Origin of the sequence: Streptomyces melanosporofaciens, from assembly GCF_900105695.1 — a bacterium.
GTDB lineage: Bacteria > Actinomycetota > Actinomycetes > Streptomycetales > Streptomycetaceae > Streptomyces > Streptomyces antimycoticus.
In genome coordinates, this window is the sequence record NZ_FNST01000002.1 from 3,516,626 (window position 1) to 3,538,143 (window position 21,518).

23 protein-coding genes and 1 pseudogene are annotated in these 21,518 nt (G+C 68.4%); 6 read left to right on the forward strand and 18 right to left on the reverse strand.

All coding sequences use genetic code 11. The features are described 5' to 3' along the window. Positions 1-165 precede the first annotated feature (165 nt). The 3 genes from BLV72_RS17645 to BLV72_RS17655 are packed head-to-tail and all read right to left on the reverse strand — an operon-like array spanning position 166 to position 2,636. Complete coding sequence (locus BLV72_RS17645) at positions 166-957, reverse strand: ABC transporter permease (protein WP_093463378.1); 792 nt, start codon at positions 955-957, stop codon at positions 166-168. Further along, positions 954-1,916 (reverse strand): ATP-binding cassette domain-containing protein, encoded by a 963-nt coding sequence (locus tag BLV72_RS17650; protein WP_093463379.1) that lies wholly within the window; start codon positions 1,914-1,916, stop codon positions 954-956. The genes BLV72_RS17645 and BLV72_RS17650 overlap by 4 nt, the downstream gene beginning before the upstream one ends. Positions 1,917-1,973: 57 nt before the next feature. Continuing rightward, a complete protein-coding gene (locus BLV72_RS17655) occupies positions 1,974-2,636 on the reverse strand; it encodes a DUF4097 family beta strand repeat-containing protein (RefSeq protein WP_093463381.1) in 663 nt (220 codons plus the stop codon). 224 nt (positions 2,637-2,860) lie between these two features. Between BLV72_RS17655 and BLV72_RS51075 the strand changes: the two genes are divergently transcribed. Further along, positions 2,861-3,646 carry a helix-turn-helix domain-containing protein gene (locus tag BLV72_RS51075; RefSeq protein WP_093463382.1) on the forward strand — a complete coding sequence of 262 codons (786 nt, stop codon included), beginning with the start codon at positions 2,861-2,863 and terminating at the stop codon, positions 3,644-3,646. 226 nt (positions 3,647-3,872) lie between these two features. Here the strand turns inward: BLV72_RS51075 and BLV72_RS17665 are convergent, their stop codons facing one another. After that, on the reverse strand, positions 3,873-4,019 hold the full coding sequence (locus BLV72_RS17665) for a hypothetical protein (RefSeq protein WP_244320814.1): 147 nt from the start codon (positions 4,017-4,019) through the stop codon (positions 3,873-3,875). A gap of 207 nt (positions 4,020-4,226) precedes the next feature. Between BLV72_RS17665 and BLV72_RS17670 the strand changes: the two genes are divergently transcribed. The 3 genes from BLV72_RS17670 (at position 4,227) to BLV72_RS17680 (ending at position 6,866) form a co-directional block, all read left to right on the forward strand. Next, on the forward strand, positions 4,227-5,426 hold the full coding sequence (locus BLV72_RS17670; RefSeq protein ID WP_167746371.1) for an FAD-dependent monooxygenase: 1,200 nt from the start codon (positions 4,227-4,229) through the stop codon (positions 5,424-5,426). A gap of 739 nt (positions 5,427-6,165) precedes the next feature. Beyond that, positions 6,166-6,426 (forward strand): ribbon-helix-helix domain-containing protein, encoded by a 261-nt coding sequence (locus tag BLV72_RS17675; protein WP_093470407.1) that lies wholly within the window; start codon positions 6,166-6,168, stop codon positions 6,424-6,426. Continuing rightward, on the forward strand, positions 6,423-6,866 hold the full coding sequence (locus BLV72_RS17680; protein WP_093463385.1) for a PIN domain-containing protein: 444 nt from the start codon (positions 6,423-6,425) through the stop codon (positions 6,864-6,866). The genes BLV72_RS17675 and BLV72_RS17680 overlap by 4 nt, the downstream gene beginning before the upstream one ends. A 678-nt stretch (positions 6,867-7,544) precedes the next feature. On the opposite strand, the gene BLV72_RS47335 is transcribed toward BLV72_RS17680, so the two are convergent. The 8 genes and pseudogenes from BLV72_RS47335 to BLV72_RS47340 form a co-directional block, all read right to left on the reverse strand. After that, on the reverse strand, positions 7,545-7,835 hold the full coding sequence (locus BLV72_RS47335) for a hypothetical protein (protein ID WP_143059786.1): 291 nt from the start codon (positions 7,833-7,835) through the stop codon (positions 7,545-7,547). 300 nt (positions 7,836-8,135) lie between these two features. Next, positions 8,136-8,777 carry a nucleotidyl transferase AbiEii/AbiGii toxin family protein gene (locus BLV72_RS47965; RefSeq protein ID WP_167746267.1) on the reverse strand — a complete coding sequence of 214 codons (642 nt, stop codon included), beginning with the start codon at positions 8,775-8,777 and terminating at the stop codon, positions 8,136-8,138. Further along, the gene (locus tag BLV72_RS47970; RefSeq protein ID WP_167746268.1) at positions 8,777-9,106 is read right to left on the reverse strand and encodes a hypothetical protein; all 330 of its coding nucleotides are present in this window, start codon (positions 9,104-9,106) and stop codon (positions 8,777-8,779) included. The genes BLV72_RS47965 and BLV72_RS47970 overlap by 1 nt, the downstream gene beginning before the upstream one ends. A 346-nt stretch (positions 9,107-9,452) precedes the next feature. Continuing rightward, positions 9,453-10,563: pseudogene (locus BLV72_RS47975) on the reverse strand (IS701 family transposase); the annotation flags it as partial. Between the two features lie 155 nt (positions 10,564-10,718). Next, positions 10,719-11,609 carry an NmrA/HSCARG family protein gene (locus tag BLV72_RS17690; protein ID WP_093463387.1) on the reverse strand — a complete coding sequence of 297 codons (891 nt, stop codon included), beginning with the start codon at positions 11,607-11,609 and terminating at the stop codon, positions 10,719-10,721. A 119-nt stretch (positions 11,610-11,728) separates the two neighbouring features. Continuing rightward, positions 11,729-12,154 carry a MarR family winged helix-turn-helix transcriptional regulator gene (locus tag BLV72_RS17695; RefSeq protein WP_093463388.1) on the reverse strand — a complete coding sequence of 142 codons (426 nt, stop codon included), beginning with the start codon at positions 12,152-12,154 and terminating at the stop codon, positions 11,729-11,731. A 999-nt stretch (positions 12,155-13,153) separates the two neighbouring features. Next, complete coding sequence (locus BLV72_RS17700) at positions 13,154-14,392, reverse strand: PP2C family protein-serine/threonine phosphatase (RefSeq protein ID WP_093470409.1); 1,239 nt, start codon at positions 14,390-14,392, stop codon at positions 13,154-13,156. Between the two features lie 324 nt (positions 14,393-14,716). Next, a complete protein-coding gene (locus BLV72_RS47340) occupies positions 14,717-14,986 on the reverse strand; it encodes a hypothetical protein (RefSeq protein WP_143059787.1) in 270 nt (89 codons plus the stop codon). A 730-nt stretch (positions 14,987-15,716) separates the two neighbouring features. On the opposite strand from BLV72_RS47340, the gene BLV72_RS17705 reads away from it, so the two are divergent. After that, positions 15,717-16,832 carry a fatty acid desaturase family protein gene (locus tag BLV72_RS17705; protein WP_244320816.1) on the forward strand — a complete coding sequence of 372 codons (1,116 nt, stop codon included), beginning with the start codon at positions 15,717-15,719 and terminating at the stop codon, positions 16,830-16,832. Positions 16,833-17,132: 300 nt separating this feature from the next. On the opposite strand, the gene BLV72_RS17710 is transcribed toward BLV72_RS17705, so the two are convergent. Both BLV72_RS17710 and BLV72_RS17720 read right to left on the reverse strand, forming a co-directional pair. Continuing rightward, positions 17,133-17,393: a hypothetical protein gene (locus tag BLV72_RS17710; protein WP_093470410.1), complete on the reverse strand. Its 261-nt coding sequence runs from the start codon at positions 17,391-17,393 to the stop codon at positions 17,133-17,135. A gap of 318 nt (positions 17,394-17,711) precedes the next feature. Further along, positions 17,712-18,293, reverse strand: a complete 582-nt coding sequence (locus BLV72_RS17720; protein ID WP_107417428.1) for a DUF5994 family protein — start codon at positions 18,291-18,293, stop codon at positions 17,712-17,714. Positions 18,294-18,621: 328 nt separating this feature from the next. Here BLV72_RS17720 and BLV72_RS17725 point away from each other — a divergent pair, with 328 nt between their 5' ends. Further along, positions 18,622-19,155: a DUF5994 family protein gene (locus tag BLV72_RS17725; RefSeq protein ID WP_093470411.1), complete on the forward strand. Its 534-nt coding sequence runs from the start codon at positions 18,622-18,624 to the stop codon at positions 19,153-19,155. 241 nt (positions 19,156-19,396) lie between these two features. On the opposite strand, the gene BLV72_RS17730 is transcribed toward BLV72_RS17725, so the two are convergent. The 4 genes from BLV72_RS17730 to BLV72_RS17745 all read right to left on the reverse strand — a co-directional run bounded on the left by BLV72_RS17730 (position 19,397) and on the right by BLV72_RS17745 (position 21,444). Beyond that, positions 19,397-19,996: a hypothetical protein gene (locus BLV72_RS17730; protein ID WP_093463391.1), complete on the reverse strand. Its 600-nt coding sequence runs from the start codon at positions 19,994-19,996 to the stop codon at positions 19,397-19,399. Between the two features lie 41 nt (positions 19,997-20,037). Next, complete coding sequence (locus tag BLV72_RS17735) at positions 20,038-20,736, reverse strand: DUF6286 domain-containing protein (RefSeq protein WP_093463393.1); 699 nt, start codon at positions 20,734-20,736, stop codon at positions 20,038-20,040. 31 nt (positions 20,737-20,767) lie between these two features. Beyond that, entirely contained in the window at positions 20,768-21,070 is a 303-nt protein-coding gene (locus tag BLV72_RS17740) for an Asp23/Gls24 family envelope stress response protein (protein WP_244320818.1), read from the reverse strand. A gap of 113 nt (positions 21,071-21,183) precedes the next feature. Next, positions 21,184-21,444: a hypothetical protein gene (locus BLV72_RS17745; RefSeq protein ID WP_107417431.1), complete on the reverse strand. Its 261-nt coding sequence runs from the start codon at positions 21,442-21,444 to the stop codon at positions 21,184-21,186. Between the last annotated feature and the right edge of the window lie 74 nt (positions 21,445-21,518).

Sequence of the window (21,518 nt, forward strand, 5' to 3'; positions counted from 1 at the left end):
GCAAAACCCTCTCCGGGCCCCACAGTGGCCTGCCCCTCACGGGCCCTTCCGAGGGCACCCGGCCGAGGGCGGGAACGCCGAAGGGGCGGCGTCCGCGACATGGTGTCGGTGGACGCCGCCCCTGGTGGGACGAGGTGCGGGAGATGGCCCGCGGGCTCATGCCGGTTACTTCGGGTCGCGCTTGAACGACGCCGTCGACCAGCGGTAGCCCAGCCCGGTCAGGCCGATGGACCAGGCGAGGGCGAGCCACCCGGTGTGGCCGATTTCGGTGCCGAGCAGCAGACCGCGCAGGGTCTCGATGGCCGGGGTGAACGGCTGGTACTCGGCGATGGGCTGGAACCAGCCCGGGATCGAGTCGATCGGGATGAAGGCGCTGGAGATGAGCGGCAGCAGGATCAGCGGCATCGCGCTGTTGCTGGCCGCTTCGGCGTTCGGGCTGGCCATGCCCATCCCGACCGCGATCCAGGTGAGGGCCAGGGCGAAGAGCACCAGCAGTCCGAACGCCGCGAGCCACTCCAGGGCGGTGGCGTCCGTGGAGCGGAAGCCGATGGCCACGGCGATGGTGCCGACGAGGACCACGCTGGCGATGGACTGCAGCACGCTGCCGATGACGTGCCCGATGAGCACGGATCCGCGGTGGATGGCCATGGTGCGGAAGCGGGCGACGATCCCTTCGGACATGTCGGTGGCGACGGACACCGCGGCCCCGATGACAGTGGAACCGATGGTCATCAGCAGGATGCCGGGGACGACGTAGGCGATGTAGTCGGAGCGGTCGGCGCCGCTGCCGGCGATGCCCGCGCTCATCGTGTCGCCGAAGAGGTAGACGAAGAGCAGAAGCAGCATGACCGGTGTGAGCAGCAGGTTCAGGGTCAGCGACGGATAGCGGCGGGCGTGCAGCAGGTTGCGGCGCAGCATCGTGGCCGAGTCGCGGACGGCAAGTGAGAGGGCGCTCATCGGACGTTCTCCTTGGGCTGGTTGTTCTGGGCGGGCACGGTGGAGCCGGTCAGGGCGAAGAACACGTCGTCGAGGTCGGGAGTGTGCACGGTCAGCTCGTCGGCCTCGACGCCGACCGAGTCCAGCCAGTCGAGAAGGGAGCGCAGTTCGCGCTGGCTGCCGTCGCTGGGGATCTGCAGCGACAGCGCCTCGTCGTCCCGTGTCACCTCGCGCAGCGCGGCGGAGGCGGAGTGGTAGGCGGCCGGGTCGGTGAAGCGCAGCCGCACATGCCCGCCGGGGATGAGCCGCTTCAGCTCGTCGGCGCTGCCCTCGGCGGCGATCTTGCCGTCGCTCAGCACCGCGATGCGGTCGGCGAGTTCATCGGCCTCGTCCAGGTACTGGGTGGTGAGGAAGACGGTGACGCCGTCGGAGACCAGCGCGCGGATGATGCCCCACATGGTGTGGCGGCTGCGCGGGTCCAGTCCGGTGGTCGGCTCGTCGAGGAAGATGATCCGCGGGCTGCCGACCAGCGTCATGGCGATGTCCAGGCGGCGCTTCATCCCGCCGGAGTAGCCGGCGGCGGGCTTTTTCGCGGCCTCGACCAGGTCGAACCGCTCCAGCAGCTCGGTGGCGACCCGCCGCCCCTCGCGCCTGGGGAGATGGTGCAGGTCCGCCATGAGGAGCATGTTCTCCTCACCGGTGATCAGCCCGTCGACGGCGGAGAACTGCCCGGTGACACCGATCGCGGCCCGCACCGCCTGCGGGTCGGCCGCCAGGTCGTGGCCGGCGACGCGCAGCTCGCCGCCGTCGGCGCTGATGAGGGTGGAGAGGATCTTGACGGCGGTGGTCTTGCCGGCACCGTTCGGGCCGAGCAGGGAGAAGACCGTGCCGGCCGGCACCGCCAGGTCGATGCCGTCGAGCACGACCTTGTCGCCGTAGGACTTGCGCAGCCCGTTCGCCGCGATGGCCAAGCTGGTCATGAGGGGTGCTCCTTCGGGAAGCCGCGGATCGGAGGCTCGGGGTCAGAGGTTGTGGGGTCAGTGGCTGCGGGCGGCGATGTCGCCCTGAGAGGTGGTCGCGTGAATGTCGAGTTCGGTGGTGCCGTGGTTCTTGAGGTCGTTGCTGACGCGGCCGTAGGAGGTACCGGCATCCAGGGAGGCCGAGACGCCGGCGGCGGTGGTAACCGAGATGTCGCCCTGCTGGGTGCTCAGCACGACCTTGCCGCGCACGGCCTCGGCGATCCGGATGTCACCCCTCGCGGTGCTGATCTCCGCGGGTCCGTTGAGCCGGCCGATCTCGACGTCGCCGTCGACCGCGGTGAGGCGGACACTCGCGGCCTCATCGATCTTGATCTGGCGGTACGCGCCGTCGAAGGCGATGTCGCCGAGGCGGCCGACGGCCCGGAACTCGGTGCTCGCCGCCTTCGCCTCGACCCGGGAACCGGCGGGCAGTTGGACGGTCACCTCGATGGATCCGGAGGGGCCGAGGGACGGGTTCTTCACCGGGACCTCGATCCGCAGCGCTCCGTCGGCGTACCCGATGGTGGTCTGCTCCGCCGCCCTCACGTCGCGGCTCTTCGAGGCGTTGGTGGGCCGGACCTCGACCGCGGTGTCGGCGCGATCGGCGGCGATGATCTGCACGCGCCCCGCGGGGATGTCCAGGACGGCGGCGATCGGGGCGGGGGTCTCGAACTTTCGCATCGTGCTCTCCTTGCGACTCGTTGTTTCCAACATTGGAAAAGCTACGTTGCGTTCATGAAGTTGGCAACGAAGTCGTTGCATAGAAATGGCATTGCCGCAGCTAGAAACCCAATAATCGTTGCGATGGTTCTGAAGATAATGCAACGCGAGCTCGCCCGAACGTTGCAATGGAATGCGCGTGAACGCTATGCTGGGGCATCGGACAACATGTGAAGGAGGGCGCGATGCCGGGCGGCAGGCTCACCCAGAAGGACCGTCAGCAGATCGCGCTGGGGCTGGCCGACAACCTCCCCTACGCCGAGATCGCCCGCCGTCTGGAGCGTCCGACCTCGACGGTCACGCGTGAGGTGATGCGCAACGGCGGCCCCACCGGCTACCGCGCGGAATTGGCCCACCGCGCCACCGAACGCCGCGCCCACCGGCGCAAGCCCGCCTCGTCCCGGGGAGCGGAGCCGGCCACCCTGCCGCATGGCCGCGACCCCGAGGCCGTGGCCGAGTACGAAGAGCGGTTCACCACCGTCATGATGCAATCGGGCCTGTCCAACAAGATGATGGCGCGGGTGATGGTCTGCCTCCTCACCACCGACTCCGGCAGCATGACCGCCGCTGAACTGGTCCAGCGCCTTCAGGTCAGCCCGGCGTCCATCTCCAAATCGATCGCCTTCCTGGAGAGCCAGTCCCTCGTCCGCAGGGAACGCGACGAACGCCGCCGGGAGCGCTACGTCATCGACGACAACCTCTGGTACCAGTCGATGGCCGCCAGCGTCCGCGCCCTCACCCAGCAGGTCGAGATCTCACGCCAGGGCGTCGGCATCCTCGGCCCCGGCACCCCGGCCGCCATCCGTCTGGAGAACGTCGCCCGCTTCCTCGACTTCGTCGCCGAAAGCCTCGCCCGCGCCACGGAACAGGCCCGCGACATCCTCCACATGAACGCCGAACCGAACGCCGAACCGAACGCCGAATCGACGACCCCGGACAGCCCTGCCGCACCAAGCCCGGACCGCGGCTAGCGGGCTTCAGGGAACTGGCCTGCGGGATGCGGTTGTTGCCGCGACCGGTTGTTGCCACGACCGGGCCTGGGCATGATGGCTGCGGCATACCGCACGCCATGAATCGACGCTGCCCCTCGCCCTCGCCCAGGACCAGGGCCAGGACGGAAGCAGGCTTGACTCCATGCACGGCCGGGTCGGCTGATTTCCGCACGCAAGCGGGGTCCGTGCGTCCGTATGCGCTGAGTCACGCGTTCAGTTGTGCGCGAATGAGTGCGTCGAGCCGCTGCCAGTGGCCGTAGTCGAGGAAGAGCTGCCGCGGTGCCCGGTCGGCGAGGGCCTCGGCTTGATCGTGAAACAGCGTGATCGCGCGGTCCGGGTGGGTGGCGAACACGAGGATCCACAGGTCTGTACGGCACGCCGACCGCTTATGCCGTCCTCGTACAACGTGCACCGCGGCGGGCCGCTTCCGGCGCTGTCGCCCATACGCCGGCCCGCGAATCCGGCAGGCTCGTGGACCCATCCGTTGGTGCCGGACACCGTCGGCGATGCAGCGGCGCCTCCCTATCCTTTCGCCTAGCACGGACGAAGGAGCACTGTGGTGGGAACTATCGAAACACAGGTGGCTGTCGTCGGGGCCGGGCCCGCCGGCCTGACACTGGCAACGCTGCTGCACCAGCGGGGCGTCGCCTGCGTGGTGATCGACAAGTTCCGGCGCGACCAGCTGGTGGCCAGGTCCCGTGCCGGTTTCCTGGAACGCCGCACCGCGCGGCTCCTGGACCACCTCGGGCGTTCGAAGCGGCTACACGCTGAGGGCCTGCCACACACGGCGTGCGAGTTCCGGTGTGACGGCGAGGTTGTGCGGCTGGACTACGCGGACCTGTGCGGAGGCATCCCGAGCTTCGTCTACCCGCAGCACGAGCTGGTGGCCGATCTGCTGGACGGGTACGTCTCGGACGGCGGAGCGGTACTGCTGGGCCGCCCCGTCGTCGGCCTCGGCACCGAGCGGGCGCTGCCGGTGGTGCGGTGCGCGGACGGCACGGTGGTGCGGGCCGAGGTGGTGGTGGAGGCAGCCGGCCAGTACGGTCCCGTGCGCGCCGCCCTGCCCGCCGACGCCTTCACCCAGTACGACGTCCGGCATGGTGTGCGGCTCCTCGGCGTCCTGGCGCAGACTCCGCCCTTCGCGCCCCATACCGTCTACGGTCAGCACCGCGACGGGTTTGCGGGGCAGATGCTGCGGTCCGCGGAGGTGACGCGCCTGTATCTGGAGGTGCCCCCGGGCGAGAGCCTGGAGGACTGGCCCGAAGCACGCATCTGGCGCGAGCTGGATGCCCGGTTGGCGCTACCGCCGGGAGCGCTGCGACGGGGGCCGGTGCTCGAGCGGTCCCTCGTGGAGATGCGGACCTGGGTGGTGGAACCCATGCACCTCGGGCGGGTCGCGCTGGTGGGTGACGCGGCGCACATCGTGCCGCCCTCCGGTGGCAAGGGGATGAACCTGGCCATGGCCGACGCGGCCGATCTCGCGGCCGCCCTGGGCCGGCACTTCTGCGAAGACTCCGCGGGGGACCTCGGTGAGGTGCTGGCGGCCTACTCACGGCGGCGCCTCGCCGACGTGTGGCAGGTGCAGGAGTTCAGCCACTTCATGCTCCACCTCCAGCACGGCCCGCTTCCCGGTGCCCCGGACGCGGGGTACCTCGAAAAGCTGCGGCGGGCCCGGCTGTTCCGGCTGCGTGACGACCCGGCCTACGCGCGCGCCTTCCTGGAGCGCTACATGGGGCCCGAACTCCCGCCGGGCCTGTGACCCGCAGAGTCGCCCGCTCTCGCGCTGCCGGTGGCCCTCATCGTGTCCGTCCGCGTGACTACCCGCCTCGTCTGGCCCCGACGGCCCAGATACCCCACAAAGCCCCCTGCCTGCGAACAACCGCGCGGAGGGGGCTTGTTCGTGTGGGGTTCTTCTCCCTGCCCCGGGTGTTGTCGGGGATCTTGGCGAGCCGGTTCTTTGCTGGTCAGGCGTGGTGGCGAAGCGCCGTTCAGAGGAGTTGCTGCTGCCAGTCGGCGAAGGTGTCGCGCGTCGCTGCGGTTTCCTCAGAGGTGAGGTCTTAGGCAGCGAACTGCTTGTCGGTGCAGCGGCCGTCTCTACCGCCACGATAGCCCTCGACCATGGAGTCCCCCGAAGGCGTCACACAGGGCACGCAACGGGCACGGGAGGAGTGGAGGGGAGCAGCACACATGAGCCCCGGGCCGGTGGCCTGGGGCTTTGTGGTGGAGCGGGTGACGGGAATCGAACCCGCGCTCCGAGCTTGGGAATCACGGGGCGTGGTGGGCGCGGAACCGGCTCTCACCTGCTGGAAGGGGCGCTGTGCCGAGTCACGTCCGGGCCGGCCCCACGCCGTCGTTGACCGTGGTTCGCCGCTCCAGCGGGCAACACATCGGGCACGGCCGAGACGGGGCGACCAGCGTGTTACGCCGAGGGGCTCGAACGCCTGACATACACCAATTTGGTACATACGCCGAATTGGTGTATGTGTTACTCTAGGTACATGTCCATGAAGCGCACCAACGTCTATGCCGACCCGGAAGACCTCGCCATCATCAAGGAGGCCGCCAAGCGTCGCGGTATCAGTGAGGCCGAGATCATCCGGCAGGGCATCCATCTTGCTGCCATGGCCAATCGCGTGTGGGACGAGCCGTTGTTCTCTCGCACTTTCCCCGGCCCTGGGCGCACTCTTACCAAGGACGAGGTGCGTGATGTCGTTGCTGACGCTGCCCAGCGCGAAACCGGTTCAGGAACTGCTGCGTGATCGTCGTCATCGCTGACACCTCCGGCCTGCTGGCAGCGCTCGATTCCACGCACCCGGAGCATGACGCGGCGCAGGAGGCCATCATGGCTGCCGGGCTGCTCGTCATGTCTCCACTGCTGCTTGCTGAGCTCGACCACGTGGCAACCCGCGAACTCGGCCGCGAGGCCGCAGTGAGCGCGATCGACGACATCCGGGGCTGGATGCGACGCGGCCGGGTATCCGTACCGGAGATTACTGAGGGCCACCTCGGCATCGCCCAGACCGTCCGATCCCGCTACCTGGCGCTCGACCTGGATCTCACCGACGTGGTGAACGTCGCCCTGGCGGCCGACTACGACACCGACGCGATCCTCACCCTGGATCGCCGAGACTTCCGCGCCGTACGCCCCCTCGGCCATCACAAGACCTTCCGCGTCCTGCCTGACGATCTACCCCTCTGAAGTCCCACACGCGCTGCGGAGGGCCTCGAAGGACAGTCCGCCCTCTCCCGTGCGGAGTTGTCGACTCGTGCCGGGTCGGTGTGCCCACTCGGTTGGAGAGACGAGGCCTTTGGCGCGGATCTGGTGCAAGACGCTTGGCGCGGTCTAGACAACAAACAAGGTCCAGGTCTCTGACCTGGACCTGCGTTATGGAGCGGGTGACGGGAATCGAACCGGCGCTCTGAGCTTGGGAATCCCCGAGCCTGGCAAGCACCAAACGTGCTCTGACCTGATGGAACGGTCTCCTAGCAGGACGCACGCCAGGGTTCCTCAGGGGCCTAGATTGACCCTGGTTGACCGCCCCGTCGGGCACGCGTCGGGCACGGAGAGGTTACCGCTGCGCTTTCGCCTGGCTGATCAGCGACCTCCGCTACGGTGGCTGACCCTCTCGCTGAGGGTCCCGAGTAGAGTTTCCATTTGCAATATAAAATGCTTGCTTAAATGTGTCGTTCACTGGGGGAAGCGGGACCCGCGGAGGAACGCAGCAAGCAATTCTATGGCTTCACGTGTCATGCTGGAGAACCAGGTCTGTTGAGTAACTGGATTCCAGCCGGTCTTATAGTATTTCCTGGATGTGTCGAATGCGGAGTCGAGTCGCTCTCTCAGGCCATCCCCGCTGGGCACCTGTAAAGCGGCTACTTATGCGGCTCGTATCTTTTGTAGGGTATCGTGCAACCAGTATTCTTCTGGCGTTACTGTTCCCACTATGTAATCACTGAGCTCGTAATCCAACTGCATGAAATTAGTCAGGGCGGCCTTTGCTGCATCCCTGCCGTATGTTTCTTGTCTCTCCTTGATCGCTGCCTTTTCTTGCTGGCGCTGTTGCAACCATCCGCCTGCTAGTGCCCCCGCTGCGCCGACGACTGCTCCGCCCAGTCCTGCCAGACCAGCGATCCACCCTGCTACTACCTCCGCCTCCATAAAGGTCATGCTTTATAGACCGAAGGGGTCTCGGCAAGTGATCTGCTCGGGGCGGCGCAGTTGAGGTCGGCGGAGTGGGCTTGGGCGGTGACCTGTCCGCTTTGGGCCGGGCATGGCCAAAGGCCGTACGCTGCTTGGCGTCATGGGCAGGCTTTGGGCCTGCCTGCTTTGTGGCGAGCGGCCCCCTGGCCTTGCCCGATGCGAGCCATAGCCAAGGTGCTGGCTGTTGTCGCGAGGCATGGAGGCCGCGTTGGAGCGCGGCGGAGAAAGGAGCGGTGGCCCGTGCTGCCGGGGGGAGAGGGAGCCGGTTCAAAGGAGTTGCTGCTGCCAGTCGGCGAAGGTGTCGCGGATCGCGGCGGCCTCCTCGGCATTGAGGTCGTAGGCGGCGAACTGCTTGTCGGTGTACCTCTGGATGCGGGCGAGTGAGTCGGCCAACATGCGGTGGTCGAAGCCCGCGTCGTTCTGAGCGGCGAGGTCCATGAGCTGTTCGCGGGTGTAGCCGACCTTCAACAGCCCTGCGACGTCGATGGCGTCGCGGACCTCGGCTCGGGTGAACAGGGCGCTGGTCTTGCCTGCGGCGACATCGTCGCGGTGAAGGACTGGACCCAGGTCGGAGTCGACTGGTGTGTGGTGCAGGAATTCAGCGACAAGCTCCACCTTGCTTTGCGTCCCCGAGCCAGGGTCGGTGACGTTCAACCTGGTGTAGGTGGGGGCCAGGTGGGCTTGTTCGACTGTGTATCCGGCGGCTTCGTAGGCGGTGGTGATCCGCTCCGCAGCCTGGCTCATCTCCCGCCTCGCCCTCTCGAAGGGGGCGAAGAGGTCCACGTCGTCGCTGATTCGGTTGACGATGTGGTGGGCCTGGACGGCGTAGCCGCCCGCGAGGGCGTATCCGTAGTCCTTGGCGAGCGCGTCCAGGCCAATGCGGATCAGTCGGCGGTGCAGCTCGTCCACTAGGCGGCCGCTGTCGTGGCGCCCGGTTCGCGGAGCTCGGGGAAGCGGGTTTCCCACGCCGTCTTGACCGGGAGGGGGAGGAACAGCTCGCGCCACACTTTCCGCAGGGACATCGCGTTCAGGTATGCGTCGAGGTCCTGGCGTGTCTGGGCCTCGCGGATGACTCGCTCGTACATCAGCCGGAAGTCGGCCTCGTCGGTCAGGTCGTAAACGTAGCGCGGTCCCCAGTCGACGTGGCGCGGCAGCGTGACACTGCCGGCCGTCGGTCCGCCCAGCTCGTCGAGCGACTCCGGCAGTACGTAAGGCTTCGCCGCTGCATACCTGCTCATGGATCCAGCATGCCTGATGGGGACTGCCGAGCGCATCGACAGCGCGGATCGGGGCACCGAGGGGGGAACGTGGCAGCCGGACATGTGCGACAGCTAACTGGCACGGAACGGGCACAGTGGCCTTGAGCGTCTGGGCAAAAAACAAGGCCCAGGTCGCTGACCTGGGCCTTCGCTGTGGAGCGGGTGACGGGAATCGAACCCGCGCTCTGAGCTTGGGAATCCCGAGCCTGGCAAGCGGTGTACCGACTCTGACCTGCAAGGACGACCGGGTTACGCGGCTGCGGCTGGGCTCGACGAAGACCCCCAGCGACCGTGGTTCCCCGCCGCATCGGGCACGCAGCGGGCACAACGCGATCAGCCCGGCCGGTACGGGCCGGGCATTGTGCTCGTTCGCGGCGATGACCGCGAGCAGGGCATGGGCGAGCATCGCGAACACCGTCCAGCGTTGCCAGGAGGTCCAGCGGCGGACCTGGTGCTCATCGAGTCCGGCCAAGCCCTTGCCGGCCTGGAAGGACTCCTCCACGGTCCAGCGGCGCCCAGCGACGCGGACCAGTTCACGCAGCGGCACCGGTTCCGGGCTGTAGCAGCGATAGAACGCCAGCTCCCCGGTGCCGCGGTGACGACGCACCAACAGCCACCAGCACTGGGTGTCGCCGCCATCGCCCGCGGACTCCATGGGTGGGAGCAGCGCAACCAGGACCCAGTCGTAGTAGCGCTGGCCCTTCGCCCCGGCTCCGGCGGAGAGCCGCTGCCACGCTCGTTTCGGTAGGCGAGCGGTCAAGGTGTCGGCGCGGATGAGTCCGAACGCGGTCGGGACGCGGCGGTCGCAGCCGATGGCCAGGACGTAGCCGACCCGGCGGATCTCCAGTTCGCCCCGCAAGGCGGGGTCGGCGCCGTAGACCTCGTCCCCGGCGACCCACCGCGTCGGCACCCCCGCGTCCAAGGCGCGGCAGATCATGCCCGTGGCCAGCGCGGGCTTGGTCAGGAACTCGATGTCGGCGGGCACTCCCGCGTCGGCGCAGCGCTGGTCGTCGTCGGCCCAGGACCGCGGCAGGTAGAGCTCGCGGTCGATCATCGCGTGCCCCCGCGCACCGGCGTAGGTCAGATAGACCGCGGCCTGGGCGTTCTCAATCCGTCCCGGTGCCGGTGTACTGGCGCTGGACCCCGACGGTGCACACGCCCTTCTTCAGGTCCCCGGTCTCGTCGACCACGAGGACCGCGTCGGTGTCGCCGAGGCTGGAGGTGACGTAGTCACGCAGGTCATCCCGGACTCCGTCGGTGTCCCAGCTGGCGCGCCCGAGGAGGTACTGCATGCCATGCGGGTCGGTGTCACCGGCGTGTTCGGCGATGCTCCAGCAGTTCTTGCGGGGCAGCTCAGCGAGCAGCCCGAGCAGGAACCGGCCGGCCCGGCGGCGGGTCTCGATCCGGGGGAACCTGGAGGCTATCCGGCCGAGCAGCCTGTCGGTCTCTGCCTGCCAGCGGTCGGACTCTACGCTGTGACCACGGCCACCGCTTGATCATCTTATGTCGACACAACGGACGAGGATCAGGCGGTGACCGTGCCATGTCCGGGACCGCCACGCCGGCAAGATCACGGCCTACGGCTGGAGTATTAGGAACGGACCCGGTCCGCGGGCGCGGTCCAGCCGGTGGAGCGGATCCACTCGGCCAGGTCCCAGGTGGTCGGCTCGATCGCCCGCACCGCTGCGAGGTCCGACGGGTATTCGGACGCCTTGGCGAACTGGCGGAACATCGCCTTGTCGAGGTCGTTGCCGAGGACGCTCAGTGGCAGGGCCTCGTAGCGTGACGGTAGCCCGGCGCGCGCGCCGAACGCGGCGGCGATCTGGGGGCCCGTCGGCTCGTCGCCGATGACCTCGATGGCTCCGCCGGGCACGTCCGCGGTGTCGAGCAGGATCGCGGCGGCGACCTGACCGATGTCCTTGATCGAGATCATCTTCAGGGCGATGTCGTCCGGCAGCGGCAGCCTCAGCACGATCGTTCCGTCCTCCAGGCTCGGCGCCATCACGGTCGCGAAGTTCTCCATGAAGGCGGTCGGGCGAACCATCGTGGCCCTCAGGCCGGAAAGCTTCAGATATTCTTCGATCCGGTGCTTCGAGTCGTGGTGCGGCACGCCCGTTTCGCGATCCGCTCCGAAGACCGAGTTGAACACGACGTGTGGCACGCGCGCCGCGGCCGCCGCATCGACGAGGGCGGTGCCCACTCGGACCTCCTCCTCGATCTCCTCGAGGCTGTTCGCCTCCGGGGTCATGAAGTAGAACGCATCGACCGCCTCCAGCGCGGCGACCGTTGACGCCGGGTCGTCGATCCGGACAGTCGACAGCTCGACGCCTCGGGCGGCCAGCGCCCGCGCCCGGTCGGACTCGGGGGTGCGGACGAGGGCCCGCACCCGCGCTTCTCGGGCCAGGAGCGCGTCGACGACCGCCCCGCCCTGCTGCCCCGTCGCACCGAAGACCGCGATCGCGCCGTTCTCCCGCGTGGCCATGTCGTCACCTCTCGTTAGGTCATGCCATGAACCTCGACTAGTTCATGCCGTGAACCAGACTAGTTCATGCCGTGAACTTACGCCAGGCATGGGGGTGTCGAGGAGGACTGCGCGGTAGGTCAGGACGAGGTGGACGCCGAGACGCCTGACGCGTCCACGATGGCGGTGGCGAGGCGTTCGAGGTCGCGCTGGCCGTCGGCGTCGAGGTTCCCCGCGACATCGGGCAGGCGCTTGACGGTCTCGGCGAACACCGCCTCGGCGAGCACCTTCCCCGCGGGCGTCACGCCGAGCATGATGACCCGCCGGTCCTGCTCTGAACTCGCCCGGCTGACCAGGCCGCGCCGCTCGGTGCGGTCGACGAGTTGGCTCAGCGCGTTCTTGGTCATGCCGAGCGAGGCGGCGAGGTACGCCATCTGCCGCGGCTCGTCCTTGACCGCGCACAGCAGCGTGGCCTGTGAGGGCGTCAGGTCGTACTCGGCGCAGAGCTGCGCGTACCTGCGCTGGATCAGGACCGAGAGCCAGAAGAGCTTGTCGCCGTAGTCCACGCCCGCCGCCCCTCGTCTGGTGCCTAACACCTAGTCTACCGACGCCGACCGGCTTGCCCGACCGTCCAACCGACAGTGAAATCCGCCCTGCCTTGCCTGGCCTGGAGCGCCGCGACCCCTCCGCGAAGTCCTCGGCGCCTGGCAAATCCTGGTCGGACTCGACGAGCACCAGGTCCGCCGCTGGACCTCCTGGCGACGTTGGCCGGTGTTCGCGATGCTCGCCCACGCTCTGCTCGCCGTGATCGCCGCCCACGACGATGCCACACGACCGGCACCGGCCGGGTTGTTCGCGTTGACCTGCAACGAAGTTCAACGGCTGCTCACCAGCCTGAGTCCTGACACCCGCCCGCATCTTGGCCTGCCCCGGGGCCTGGTCCACCTGGCGCCGATGCCACCAACACTGAGCCCGCACCAGCCACTACCGACGCCAAGAAGCAACACTTCACTCGCCATAACGATCTACGGCTGGAGTACTAGACAACAAACAAGGTCCAGGTCTCTGACCTGGACCTGCGTTATGGAGCGGGTGACGGGAATCGAACCCGCGCTCTGAGCTTGGGAATCAAGGGCGCTCTCCGGGGATGTGGTGCGCCTGACCAGGGAAAACGTAGCCAATGCGGCGTGTGTGCGGGGGCTTGTTTGCCCCGTTTTTGACCGTCGCTGACTGCTGGGAAGGGCATGGACAGGGCACGAGGTCAGGGGGGTGCGCAGGCGATTATTCGCTTCCGCCTGTTCAGCAGGCTGCATCGTCTGCGAGCCCTCCCGCCCCGAGGCCGGCCTTGCGGATGCAAGCCCGAGCGCGCCTCGTCCAGCAACGGTGGCTGTCTCCGGGTCGGGTGTCCAGCGGCGTAGGCTTCGGCAGCCGCTGAGACCAACGCCGGGAGCCGAAGCAGCGTGGGGTTGGGTGCGGTGACGTGGGGCGACGCCGCCGATGAGCCCGGCGGGGGCGCTGTCGACGGCATGCCACGCCCAGGAGCCCGGGGACTCTGCTGGTGCTGCTCATAGCGTGACGAGGCGGTCGGCGGTGCCGCCGCACCATTCGACCATGAAGAGCGTCGCGTCGTCGGTGGTGACCCCGCCGCGTTCTCGCATCAGAGTGTGGGACAGGCTGCGCACCATTTCCTGTACGCCTTCTCCCACGCATCCCGTTCGGTCCACGAATTCGAGCATCCGTTCCTCGCCGAACTGCTCTTCGCCGGTGCGGTGCTCCTCGATGAGACCGTCGGTGAAGAAGAGGATCCGGTCGCCGCGGGACAGGGCCTGGTCGCTGATCTGAGGGACGGCGCCGCCGAAGCCGACGGGCAGGGTGCCAGGGCTCTCCAGTGCTTGGACGACGCGGTGGTCATGGATCAGGAGGGGCGCCGGGTGGCCGGCGTTGACCCATTGCAGGTGGCCGGTTCCGATGTCGAGGCGCATCATCTGCGCGGTGACGAAGTGGTCGGGCCCGAACTGCTGGTCGATGGCCGTGTCCATGAACATGTACAGCTCGGCGAGGCCGACGTCGGCGCGTCTGGCGTGCCGGTAGGCGCCGATGGCGACGGTGGCCAGCACGGCGGCGTCCAGCCCGTGGCCCATGGCATCGATGATGGCCACGTGCAGGATGTTGTCGTTCAGGGCGTAGTCGAAGCTGTCACCCGCGACGTCGTAGGCGGGCTCGAGGATTCCGGCCACCGCCACCTGTGGTGTGACCATGGTCAGCGGGGGCAGCAGCGACCATTGGATCTCCGCGGCCAGGGTCATCGGCTCACGGCGCCGGGCCCGGAAGAACTGGTCGGTATAGCTGTTCTTGGTGACCAGCATGTCGGCGATCAGGCCGGCGAGGCGCCGCAGCAAGCGCCGGTCGTCGTCGTCGACAGTGCTCAGGGTGACGGCCAGTACCCCCACCACGTCGCTGCCGTCCAGCAGCGGCAGGAACATCCGTACGTCGTCGGCCTGCGGTTGTTCTACTGTCGTGCCGCTCAGAAAAGCCCTGCCGGCCTGAGTGTCGTCGATCCGTTCGGGTTCCCCGACCATGAGTCCCATGCCCGGCAGCGGGGCCAGCACCAGTTGGTCGTAGTCCTGAAGGAGGATCGAGACGTCACGCCCGCCGATTCTGCCCACTTCCTCGGCGACGAGCGGGGCGATCAGCTGGGGTGGCATCTCGTGAGCCCGGTCCAGCAGCGCACCCAGCAGCCGCTCACCGAACCCCTCCGACCGGTCCACTGTGACTTTACGGAAGTCCTGTTCACCGTCTGCCATGGCGACCTCATCTCGCCGCACAGCCTTCGCGCGGAGGCGGTCCTTGGTGCTGTTCGCCGCACTGTGGCCCTGCTGCCTCCGCCACTCCAGCATCGCGCACATGGGAGCCCGCGACACCTGGTGCCAGGCCGCCGGAGCACGCGACTGAGCCGCCGGGAGGGCGGGAATGGTGCCTGAGGCGGGCGAAGAGCGATGTGCCCACCCCGCCGGAGGCATCTGCGTACGGCGATCTTCGTCAGAGATCTTCGTCAGAGATCAGTCTGGCCCAGGCGCCGTGGCGTGTCGTACCGGATCGAGCGCCCCGGCGAAGCGCTGGGTACGGCATCAGTGCTCAGCCTCATACCTGTGCATGCGCTCGACCAGTGGAAGAGGCGTCCCGTCGGAACCGTTGACGGACCCGCCGGCCATACGCACGCAGACACCCTCGCAAGCGAGTAGTTGTTTGCCGCTGTGGTGTGCGACCACCATCGCGTCCTTTTCCGGTGCACGCCGGTAGTCGGCGCGGCAGACGACGCAGACCAGTCCGGCCACCATCTCCTCGGTCGGTTCGGAGTGACTGCGACGGCGGCTTGAGATGGCGTCAGGTGAATACATGTGAACCATTTCCTCTTGCTCATGGCGCGACAGTGGGCCCAAGGGGCCCGTGGCAAGGGCCGGGTGTGTTGCGGTTGGTTCCGTAGTGGTCAGGGAGCGTTACTGATCTGCTCTGGGCCGTTGCGGGCCCGGCGGTCGGTCGGCGCTCGGGCCCCGACGATTCGCTGCACGCGGTGTGGCGACCGGTGGTCGGGCTCTCATCCCGGCGGTGGCTGTCCGGCCTACCGTTCCCGAGGCCGACGCCGCGGCGATGACGCCACCCGATATGCGTGTGGGTAGCGCCACCCTACTCTCGTCCGGACGCTGGAGCGCGTCTGCGGCCGCCGGGCCGCACCGGAACATGTCTCCTCGGCGCGCGGGGAGTACGGTGAAGAGGAAGAAGGGCGATCCGAAATGGTGGTTGCCCTGCCATAGCCAGCCGTCCTTTGCGATTCACGATCCTTCGCGATTCACGACACGGTCCGGACCCACGGGCTCGGAGAGGGCGTGTACACAGCTCACCTCGTCCGCGTCAGGTTACGGACGACGTGGTCCGAGCACCGGCCGAGCGAACCGGTTGATCCGCACGATGGTTGTCGTCCCCTCCGTGGTGACCTGCGAGGGCTGCCGCTCCGATGGCACCGCATCGCACCGCACGAACAGCCCGCATCCGCGTGCCGCTGACAGCTGACACCGATCAGAATCGAGATCCATGGCGTCCTCAGACTTCATTCAACCCCCCGTTGTCGGCGTGGGGTCGGCTGAAACCTCCTCGACTTCCTCAAGCCCTTCGGCTCCGCGGGCCGAGTCCTCCGGAAACATCCCGGGCGGGTCCACGACGATCCGTGATCGATCCCCGGGCAGTGACTACGCGCGACTCTCCCGCCAGGTCAAAAGCGCGGGACTGCTGCGGCACCGGCCACTGCGTTCCGTCACGGCGCTGGCTGTCACGCTGCTCCTCCTGACCGGTGGCTGGTCGGCCTTCCTCCTGATCGGCGACTCCTGGTGGCAGCTGACCGTCGCCGCGGTGTTGGCCTTCGCCTTCACTCAGTGCGGGTTCCGCGGCCATGAAGCGGGCCACCGCCAGCTGTTCCATGGCAAGCGGGCAAACGACGCGACAGGGCTGGTGTTCGGCAATCTCTTCATCGGCCTCGGATTCGGATGGTGGGTGGCCAAGCACAACCGTCACCACGCCCATCCCAACCAGGTCGGCCGCGACCCCGACATCGAGACCGGCGCCGTGGTCTTCATCGATCACGAGGCTCGTGGGCGTACGGGCGTGGCCGGTTTCGTCACCCGCCACCAGGCCCCCCTCTTCTTCCCCATGCTGCTGCTGGAGGGCTGGGCACTGCATGTGGCCACGTTCCGGGCGCTGCGCAGGGGCCGGACGAGTGCTCCCGCTCCTCTCTCGGTCGAGGTACTGGCTCTGCTCGTGCACGTGGCGGCGTATCTCACTGTTGTGCTCATGGTCCTTTCGCCGCTGAAGGCGCTGGCGTTCGTCGTGGTCCAGCAGGCCCTTTTCGGCCTGTACATGGGAGTTTCCTTCGCCCCCAACCACAAGGGGATGGCGATGCCGGGGGAGCATGACCGACCGGACTTCCTGCGCGGCCAGGTCCTCACCTCGCGCAACGTACGGGGCGGGCGTGCCATCGACTTCGTGCTCGGCGGCCTGAACTACCAGATCGAGCACCACCTGTTCCCCAGCATGCCCCGAGCCGCTCTGCCGGCGGCCCAGCCCCTGATCCGTGCCTACTGTGCCGAGCTCGCCCTGCCCTACGCACAGACGGGCTTGGTGGACTCGTACCGGCAGGTGCTGCGCCATCTCCACGCGGTGGGGGCCCCACTGCGGGCCGAACGTCGGGCATGACCCCGGCATGGCCTTGATCCACAGGACATTCTTGGAGCGCACCGGTGGCGCGACCGGTGACGCTGCCGATCATGCCCAAGCTGTCGTACGTGCTCCCTGGCGTTGCGCCGGAGTCGGCACAACGGCCCCGGCGCAGAAACACCGGGGCCGCCCTTTCGGGTCGGTTGCACGTGAGAGTGCACCGGCCCACTCACCATGCTATGTCTGGTGCGCTTTTCCGGCATCAGAGACTTTTCGGGTCCAGAAGTTCTTCCGCCGGGCGCCGGGCGCCCGACGCGGGCCGGCGGCGCCCTGAACCCTTCAGGCGTGGTCCGTCTGCGCGGGGTCTTGCCCGGAGGACCGACTTGCCACCAGCCAGGACCGTGCCGGCTCTGCCGTGTGCGTGGTGTCCACGGTGAGATGGAGGAGGGTTCCGCCGTCCGCGCTGGCCGGGTAGCTCCGCTGTTCGGTGCCGGCGAAGCAACGACGGAGCACCTCCGCGACCTGACGGGCGACATCGGGGGACGCGGCGACAATACGCACCTCGGCGCGCCCTGCCGAGGGTGATTTCGGTGGCTGCATGGTGACCTCGTTCATCAGAAAGACGGGGCGGTGGGCGCGGGCCCTCGCGTCGTGCACACCTGCCCAGGTCGGTAGAAGGTCATGGGTCATTCGCGGCCCCGTCGCGGTGTTCGGGGCGAGGAGGGGGCGAGAGGTGGAGCTGGCGGGCTTGCCGGCCATCGGCTCTTCCGGCTCCGTCGGTCGACTCCGGGCAGGGCATCGCTGTAGTGGAATGCTGCGATCCGCTCGTTGTGCCGGCCATTGAGCAGATGGATCAGCAGCACTACTAGCATGATCATGGCGATGATCACGGACACGGTGATGACGGTCTCCACATCCTCACCTCCCTTGGAGCTCAGGAGTCCGGTGGAGCTCAGGAGTCCGGTCGGGTTCGGCCTCCGGCCGCCACCGAGGCAGCCCGCCATCGGTCTCCCACTCCTCCTCCCGGCTGAGATCCGCCCGGGCGGCACGGGTGGCGGTCTCGCTCGCCATCAGACTGCTCGCGGTGAGGAGGCTGCCGACGGTGGCTGCGGCGGCCATCAGCCGGGCGGCGGCTGCCGCACTCGTCTCCGGCGGGATCACCAGAAGATCCCAGCGGCCTGTCGTGTAGGAGAGCAGAATCAACTTGTGCGGGTCCTGCTCATCGGTGAACCAGCCCACGTTCACCGTGTGCCCGGTCGCAGGCACCTTGCGCGGGATCACGGGCCAGTGGGCCGGGTTCACGGAGACGCGCGTGATCCGGCCCCAGCGGGCGTCCAACACGTCCGTCAGGGTGGGCAGCTCGCGGAGGAGATCGCGGGAGCGAGGCCACCACGCACCGTCCAGAGCACCTGGAACCGGTCTGGTGGGCGTCAGTGACAGGCGGGCCGGTGGGGAGGGCACGCGCTCATCAGGGGTCGTACGGTCGATGGCCACGGTCATGGCGCGGACCTGTCCCCGGGTGCGTCTTGCAACGTCCCGGTGTTGTTGCTCGCCGAGAACGACACCCGCGTGGAAGCCGGTGTGCGAAGTACTCCCGGTGTTTTCACTCTACTCCGGGGCGAGGCCCCGCTGAGGCTCCGTGTGATCAGCCACTTCCTCGGGAATCCCGGTCTAGGTCCGCAGGGTGCGGATGAGCCTGGGCGCGGGCTCTCGGAGTACCGTGAAACCGGCGGCATACGGTGAAACCGGCGGCATACGGAGAAACCGGCGGCATACGGAGAAACCGGTGGCCCACCGCACACCGAACCCCGCGGAGGGTGAGGAGACCATGTCCGACGCCGACACCCCGCGTGAAGTGAATCTTCTGCCGGACGCGATCCACCGCGCCGTGAAACCTGGAACAGCTTTGCTGCGACTGGTGACCACACATACCCGTGAGGGCAATCTCGACGGTGCGTGGTGGCCACGTTCCCGAGACATAGGCGCCGAGCTTCCCGCCCTGGTCACCGCGCTGACCGAGTACCTCGGGCCCGTCGTGCGCGTCGGCCTGGACTCCGACGCCTGGGAAGAACTGCCGACACGACTGATCATCGACGACCGGATCGTGCACATCGACTCGTTCCCGGTGGGTGATGACACCATCCTCATCAGCCGAGGCGATGGAGACCTCTTCTCCCTGTTGGTGGTCCCGCCGCACGCGCCGCCGGACGCAGCACGCGCGGCGATGGCGCGGGCCGTCCGTGCCGACAACCTCGCGCCGGCCGAGCAGATCCTCATCGACACCGGAACCGGCACCGGCCGAGCCCGCCCGATCGGCGCGGAAGGCCCGCAGGCAGGCCAGGAACGCCGCAGCACGTCCTGATGCCTCATGCGCCTGCGCCTGTCCAGGCGGGTCGAACAGCGTTGCCGCCCCGTTCGGTCGGCATCATCGTGATGGGAAGGCGCGGACCTGGGCGAGACGAAGCATGAACGTCGGCTATGCCGCCGGTCGGGCGGAGGAACGGCGGCCCCCCGCATGCCGCGACGCCGGCACCTGAGCGTGGGGGCGGAGCCGGACCTGACGTCATTCGACACCTGAGCGTGGGGTGGAGCCGGACCTGACGTCATTCGGCACGGTGCGGGCCATGGCGGGTAACGCCCAGGCGGACATCCGTGGGGAGGCGGTCCCAACCAGCTGATTGGCGGGCTCGATCGGCGGCGTCGCGCAGGTCCTCGAGTACGTGCCCCGGAGTGCTGCCGGGGTTGATGACGAGACCGATACGGGCCCGCGGGCGAGTGGGAGGCCCGAGGAAGCGTGCCCGAGCCCGCCGGACGCCGGGCAGCGCGTCGAGGTCGGTGGTGAGGGCGTCGCGCAGCGCGTGGTCGTTGACCGTCACGGTTCCCCGGGGGGCGTGTCCTACGGACAGCCGGCGGGAGTGCCGTCGCCGGGGCTGGGACAGCAGCCACCACAGGGCGAGCAGCATGAGCAGGGTGAGTGCCGCGATGGCGGACAGCCACCACCAGTCCTGCACAGTCCACCGGATCTGGTCGGCACGCGGGATCAGGACGTTGTGCGGAGTGGTGAGCGGCCAGCCGGCGGGCGGTGTGAGGTGCAGGCGACGGTAGATGTCGGCGCCGCCGGCGAGCACCAGGAGGCCACCGCCCAGCAGTACGAGTCCGAGCAGGGCCAGAAGCACGCGGTTGGTCGTGGTGTGTTCCCTCATCGTCTTCTCCGGTGCGTATCGGGGCCCTGGCGCCACGACCGTCAGGTCGGGCTCCGGTGTACGCGGACCGCCAGGCGCGGGGTCCGGGCCAGGGCGAGTTGGTCGCGTTCCTCGCGCCGGACGGCGTCGGTGAGTTCGTCCTTGACGTCGGCTGTGTCGCGGAAGCGCACGTCGGCACGGACCGTGACCCGGCGGCGGCGCACCCTGACTCGCGCCGCGCTGACCCCGGGGACACGCAGGGCGGCGTCGCGCAGGATCAGCGCCGCGCCCTTGCGGTCGAGCACGGCACGCATCCGCCCGTGGCCGTCGGTGGGAACCCGCAACGGCAATTGCGGACGCAGACCGGGGGTGAGGGCCAGGAGGACCAGCCACAGACCGAGGGCGGCTGCGACGGCGGCGCCGGTGAGGACCCAGACGTCGTCCACCGGGCGGGAGGCGAGTTCGTGGGTCAACCGTGTCCACCAGGCAGTGGCCGGGTGTCCGGTGCCTATCCAGACCGCTTCGAAGAGCAGCACGCCCGTTCCGAGCGCGATCAGTGCGGCGGCCAGGACGGCGGGGGCCCGGCGCGTTCCCCAGGGGCGGGGGGACCGTTCTTCCCGCGCTGTCTGTCGGGGCGGCGGTTCAACGGGCGGCGGATCGTGGTGCGGCGTGTTCCCGGCCGGAGCCGCCGTGGTGTCCGGCCGCGGTCGAGGGGGATCGCCGCCGGGGTCCGGCGGGGTGTTCGGGGTGCGGGAAGTCATGATCCTCCTGTCGCGGGCGCGTGCCGCCGGGTCATTCGACTCGTCCTCGTCGCAGGCTTCGACCAACGACGAGTCGCTGGACGGACACGGTGATGCCGTCGATACGCAGGCCGGTCAGATGGGACACCCGTTCGGCGATGTAGTGCCGAATCTCGCCGCCGACGCGGGCGATGTCGACGGGATAGGGCAGCTCCAAGGAGACACCGAGGCGGACCGAACCGCCGTGCACGGTGGCCGTGGTGCGGGGCGTTCCCAGGCCGAGCCGTGGCGGAGGCTCGCCTCCTTGCCGAGTAAGGGCTTCGTGTGCCGCGCGGACCGCGATGCGGGCCACCACGGTGTCGGGGATCAGTGTCGCGCCGCGCCGGGCGGGCGACGGAAGGGGAGATGTGCCCGTGCTCTCGCCGCTTCCCGGACCGCCTCGGCGGGGACGCGACGGGGGCTGGGTGTTCACCGCACACGCCCCCTGTGCTCGGCGCCGGGGGCGGGTCCGTGGCTGCTCCGACGGCGTTGGAAGGTCTCCGCCCGGTGTCCATCACCTTCGCGGGTGCGTACGTAGTCGGTGACATGGACATCGCCGCGTGCGAGGTGGCCGACGATCAGACCCACCAAGCCCAGGGCCGCGACCACGATGAAGGCCCCGAAGCCGCCGAAGTAACCGGCGAAACCCAGTGCCAGGCCGGTCAGGAGTCCGACCACAGTTGTGTTCATCGTTCATTCACCAGTCTCATGTGTTTCCCTCCTTCCCGTGCGCGGTGTAGCCGCACGGGAAGGGGCAAAGGCGG

Excerpts from the sequence above, each read along its gene's own strand:
- BLV72_RS17645 (WP_093463378.1), bottom strand. The coding sequence starts at position 957 with ATGAGCGCCCTCTCACTTGCCGTCCGCGACTCGGCCACGATGCTGCGC.
- BLV72_RS17650 (WP_093463379.1), bottom strand. The coding sequence starts at position 1,916 with ATGACCAGCTTGGCCATCGCGGCGAACGGGCTGCGCAAGTCCTACGGC.
- BLV72_RS17655 (WP_093463381.1), bottom strand. The coding sequence starts at position 2,636 with ATGCGAAAGTTCGAGACCCCCGCCCCGATCGCCGCCGTCCTGGACATC.
- BLV72_RS51075 (WP_093463382.1), top strand. The coding sequence starts at position 2,861 with ATGCCGGGCGGCAGGCTCACCCAGAAGGACCGTCAGCAGATCGCGCTG.
- BLV72_RS17675 (WP_093470407.1), top strand. The coding sequence starts at position 6,166 with ATGTCCATGAAGCGCACCAACGTCTATGCCGACCCGGAAGACCTCGCC.
- BLV72_RS47335 (WP_143059786.1), bottom strand. The coding sequence starts at position 7,835 with ATGACCTTTATGGAGGCGGAGGTAGTAGCAGGGTGGATCGCTGGTCTG.
- BLV72_RS47970 (WP_167746268.1), bottom strand. The coding sequence starts at position 9,106 with ATGAGCAGGTATGCAGCGGCGAAGCCTTACGTACTGCCGGAGTCGCTC.
- BLV72_RS17690 (WP_093463387.1), bottom strand. The coding sequence starts at position 11,609 with ATGGCCACGCGGGAGAACGGCGCGATCGCGGTCTTCGGTGCGACGGGG.
- BLV72_RS17700 (WP_093470409.1), bottom strand. The coding sequence starts at position 14,392 with ATGGCAGACGGTGAACAGGACTTCCGTAAAGTCACAGTGGACCGGTCG.
- BLV72_RS47340 (WP_143059787.1), bottom strand. The coding sequence starts at position 14,986 with ATGTATTCACCTGACGCCATCTCAAGCCGCCGTCGCAGTCACTCCGAA.
- BLV72_RS17710 (WP_093470410.1), bottom strand. The coding sequence starts at position 17,393 with ATGCAGCCACCGAAATCACCCTCGGCAGGGCGCGCCGAGGTGCGTATT.
- BLV72_RS17720 (WP_107417428.1), bottom strand. The coding sequence starts at position 18,293 with ATGACCGTGGCCATCGACCGTACGACCCCTGATGAGCGCGTGCCCTCC.
- BLV72_RS17725 (WP_093470411.1), top strand. The coding sequence starts at position 18,622 with ATGTCCGACGCCGACACCCCGCGTGAAGTGAATCTTCTGCCGGACGCG.
- BLV72_RS17730 (WP_093463391.1), bottom strand. The coding sequence starts at position 19,996 with ATGAGGGAACACACCACGACCAACCGCGTGCTTCTGGCCCTGCTCGGA.
- BLV72_RS17735 (WP_093463393.1), bottom strand. The coding sequence starts at position 20,736 with ATGACTTCCCGCACCCCGAACACCCCGCCGGACCCCGGCGGCGATCCC.
- BLV72_RS17745 (WP_107417431.1), bottom strand. The coding sequence starts at position 21,444 with ATGAACACAACTGTGGTCGGACTCCTGACCGGCCTGGCACTGGGTTTC.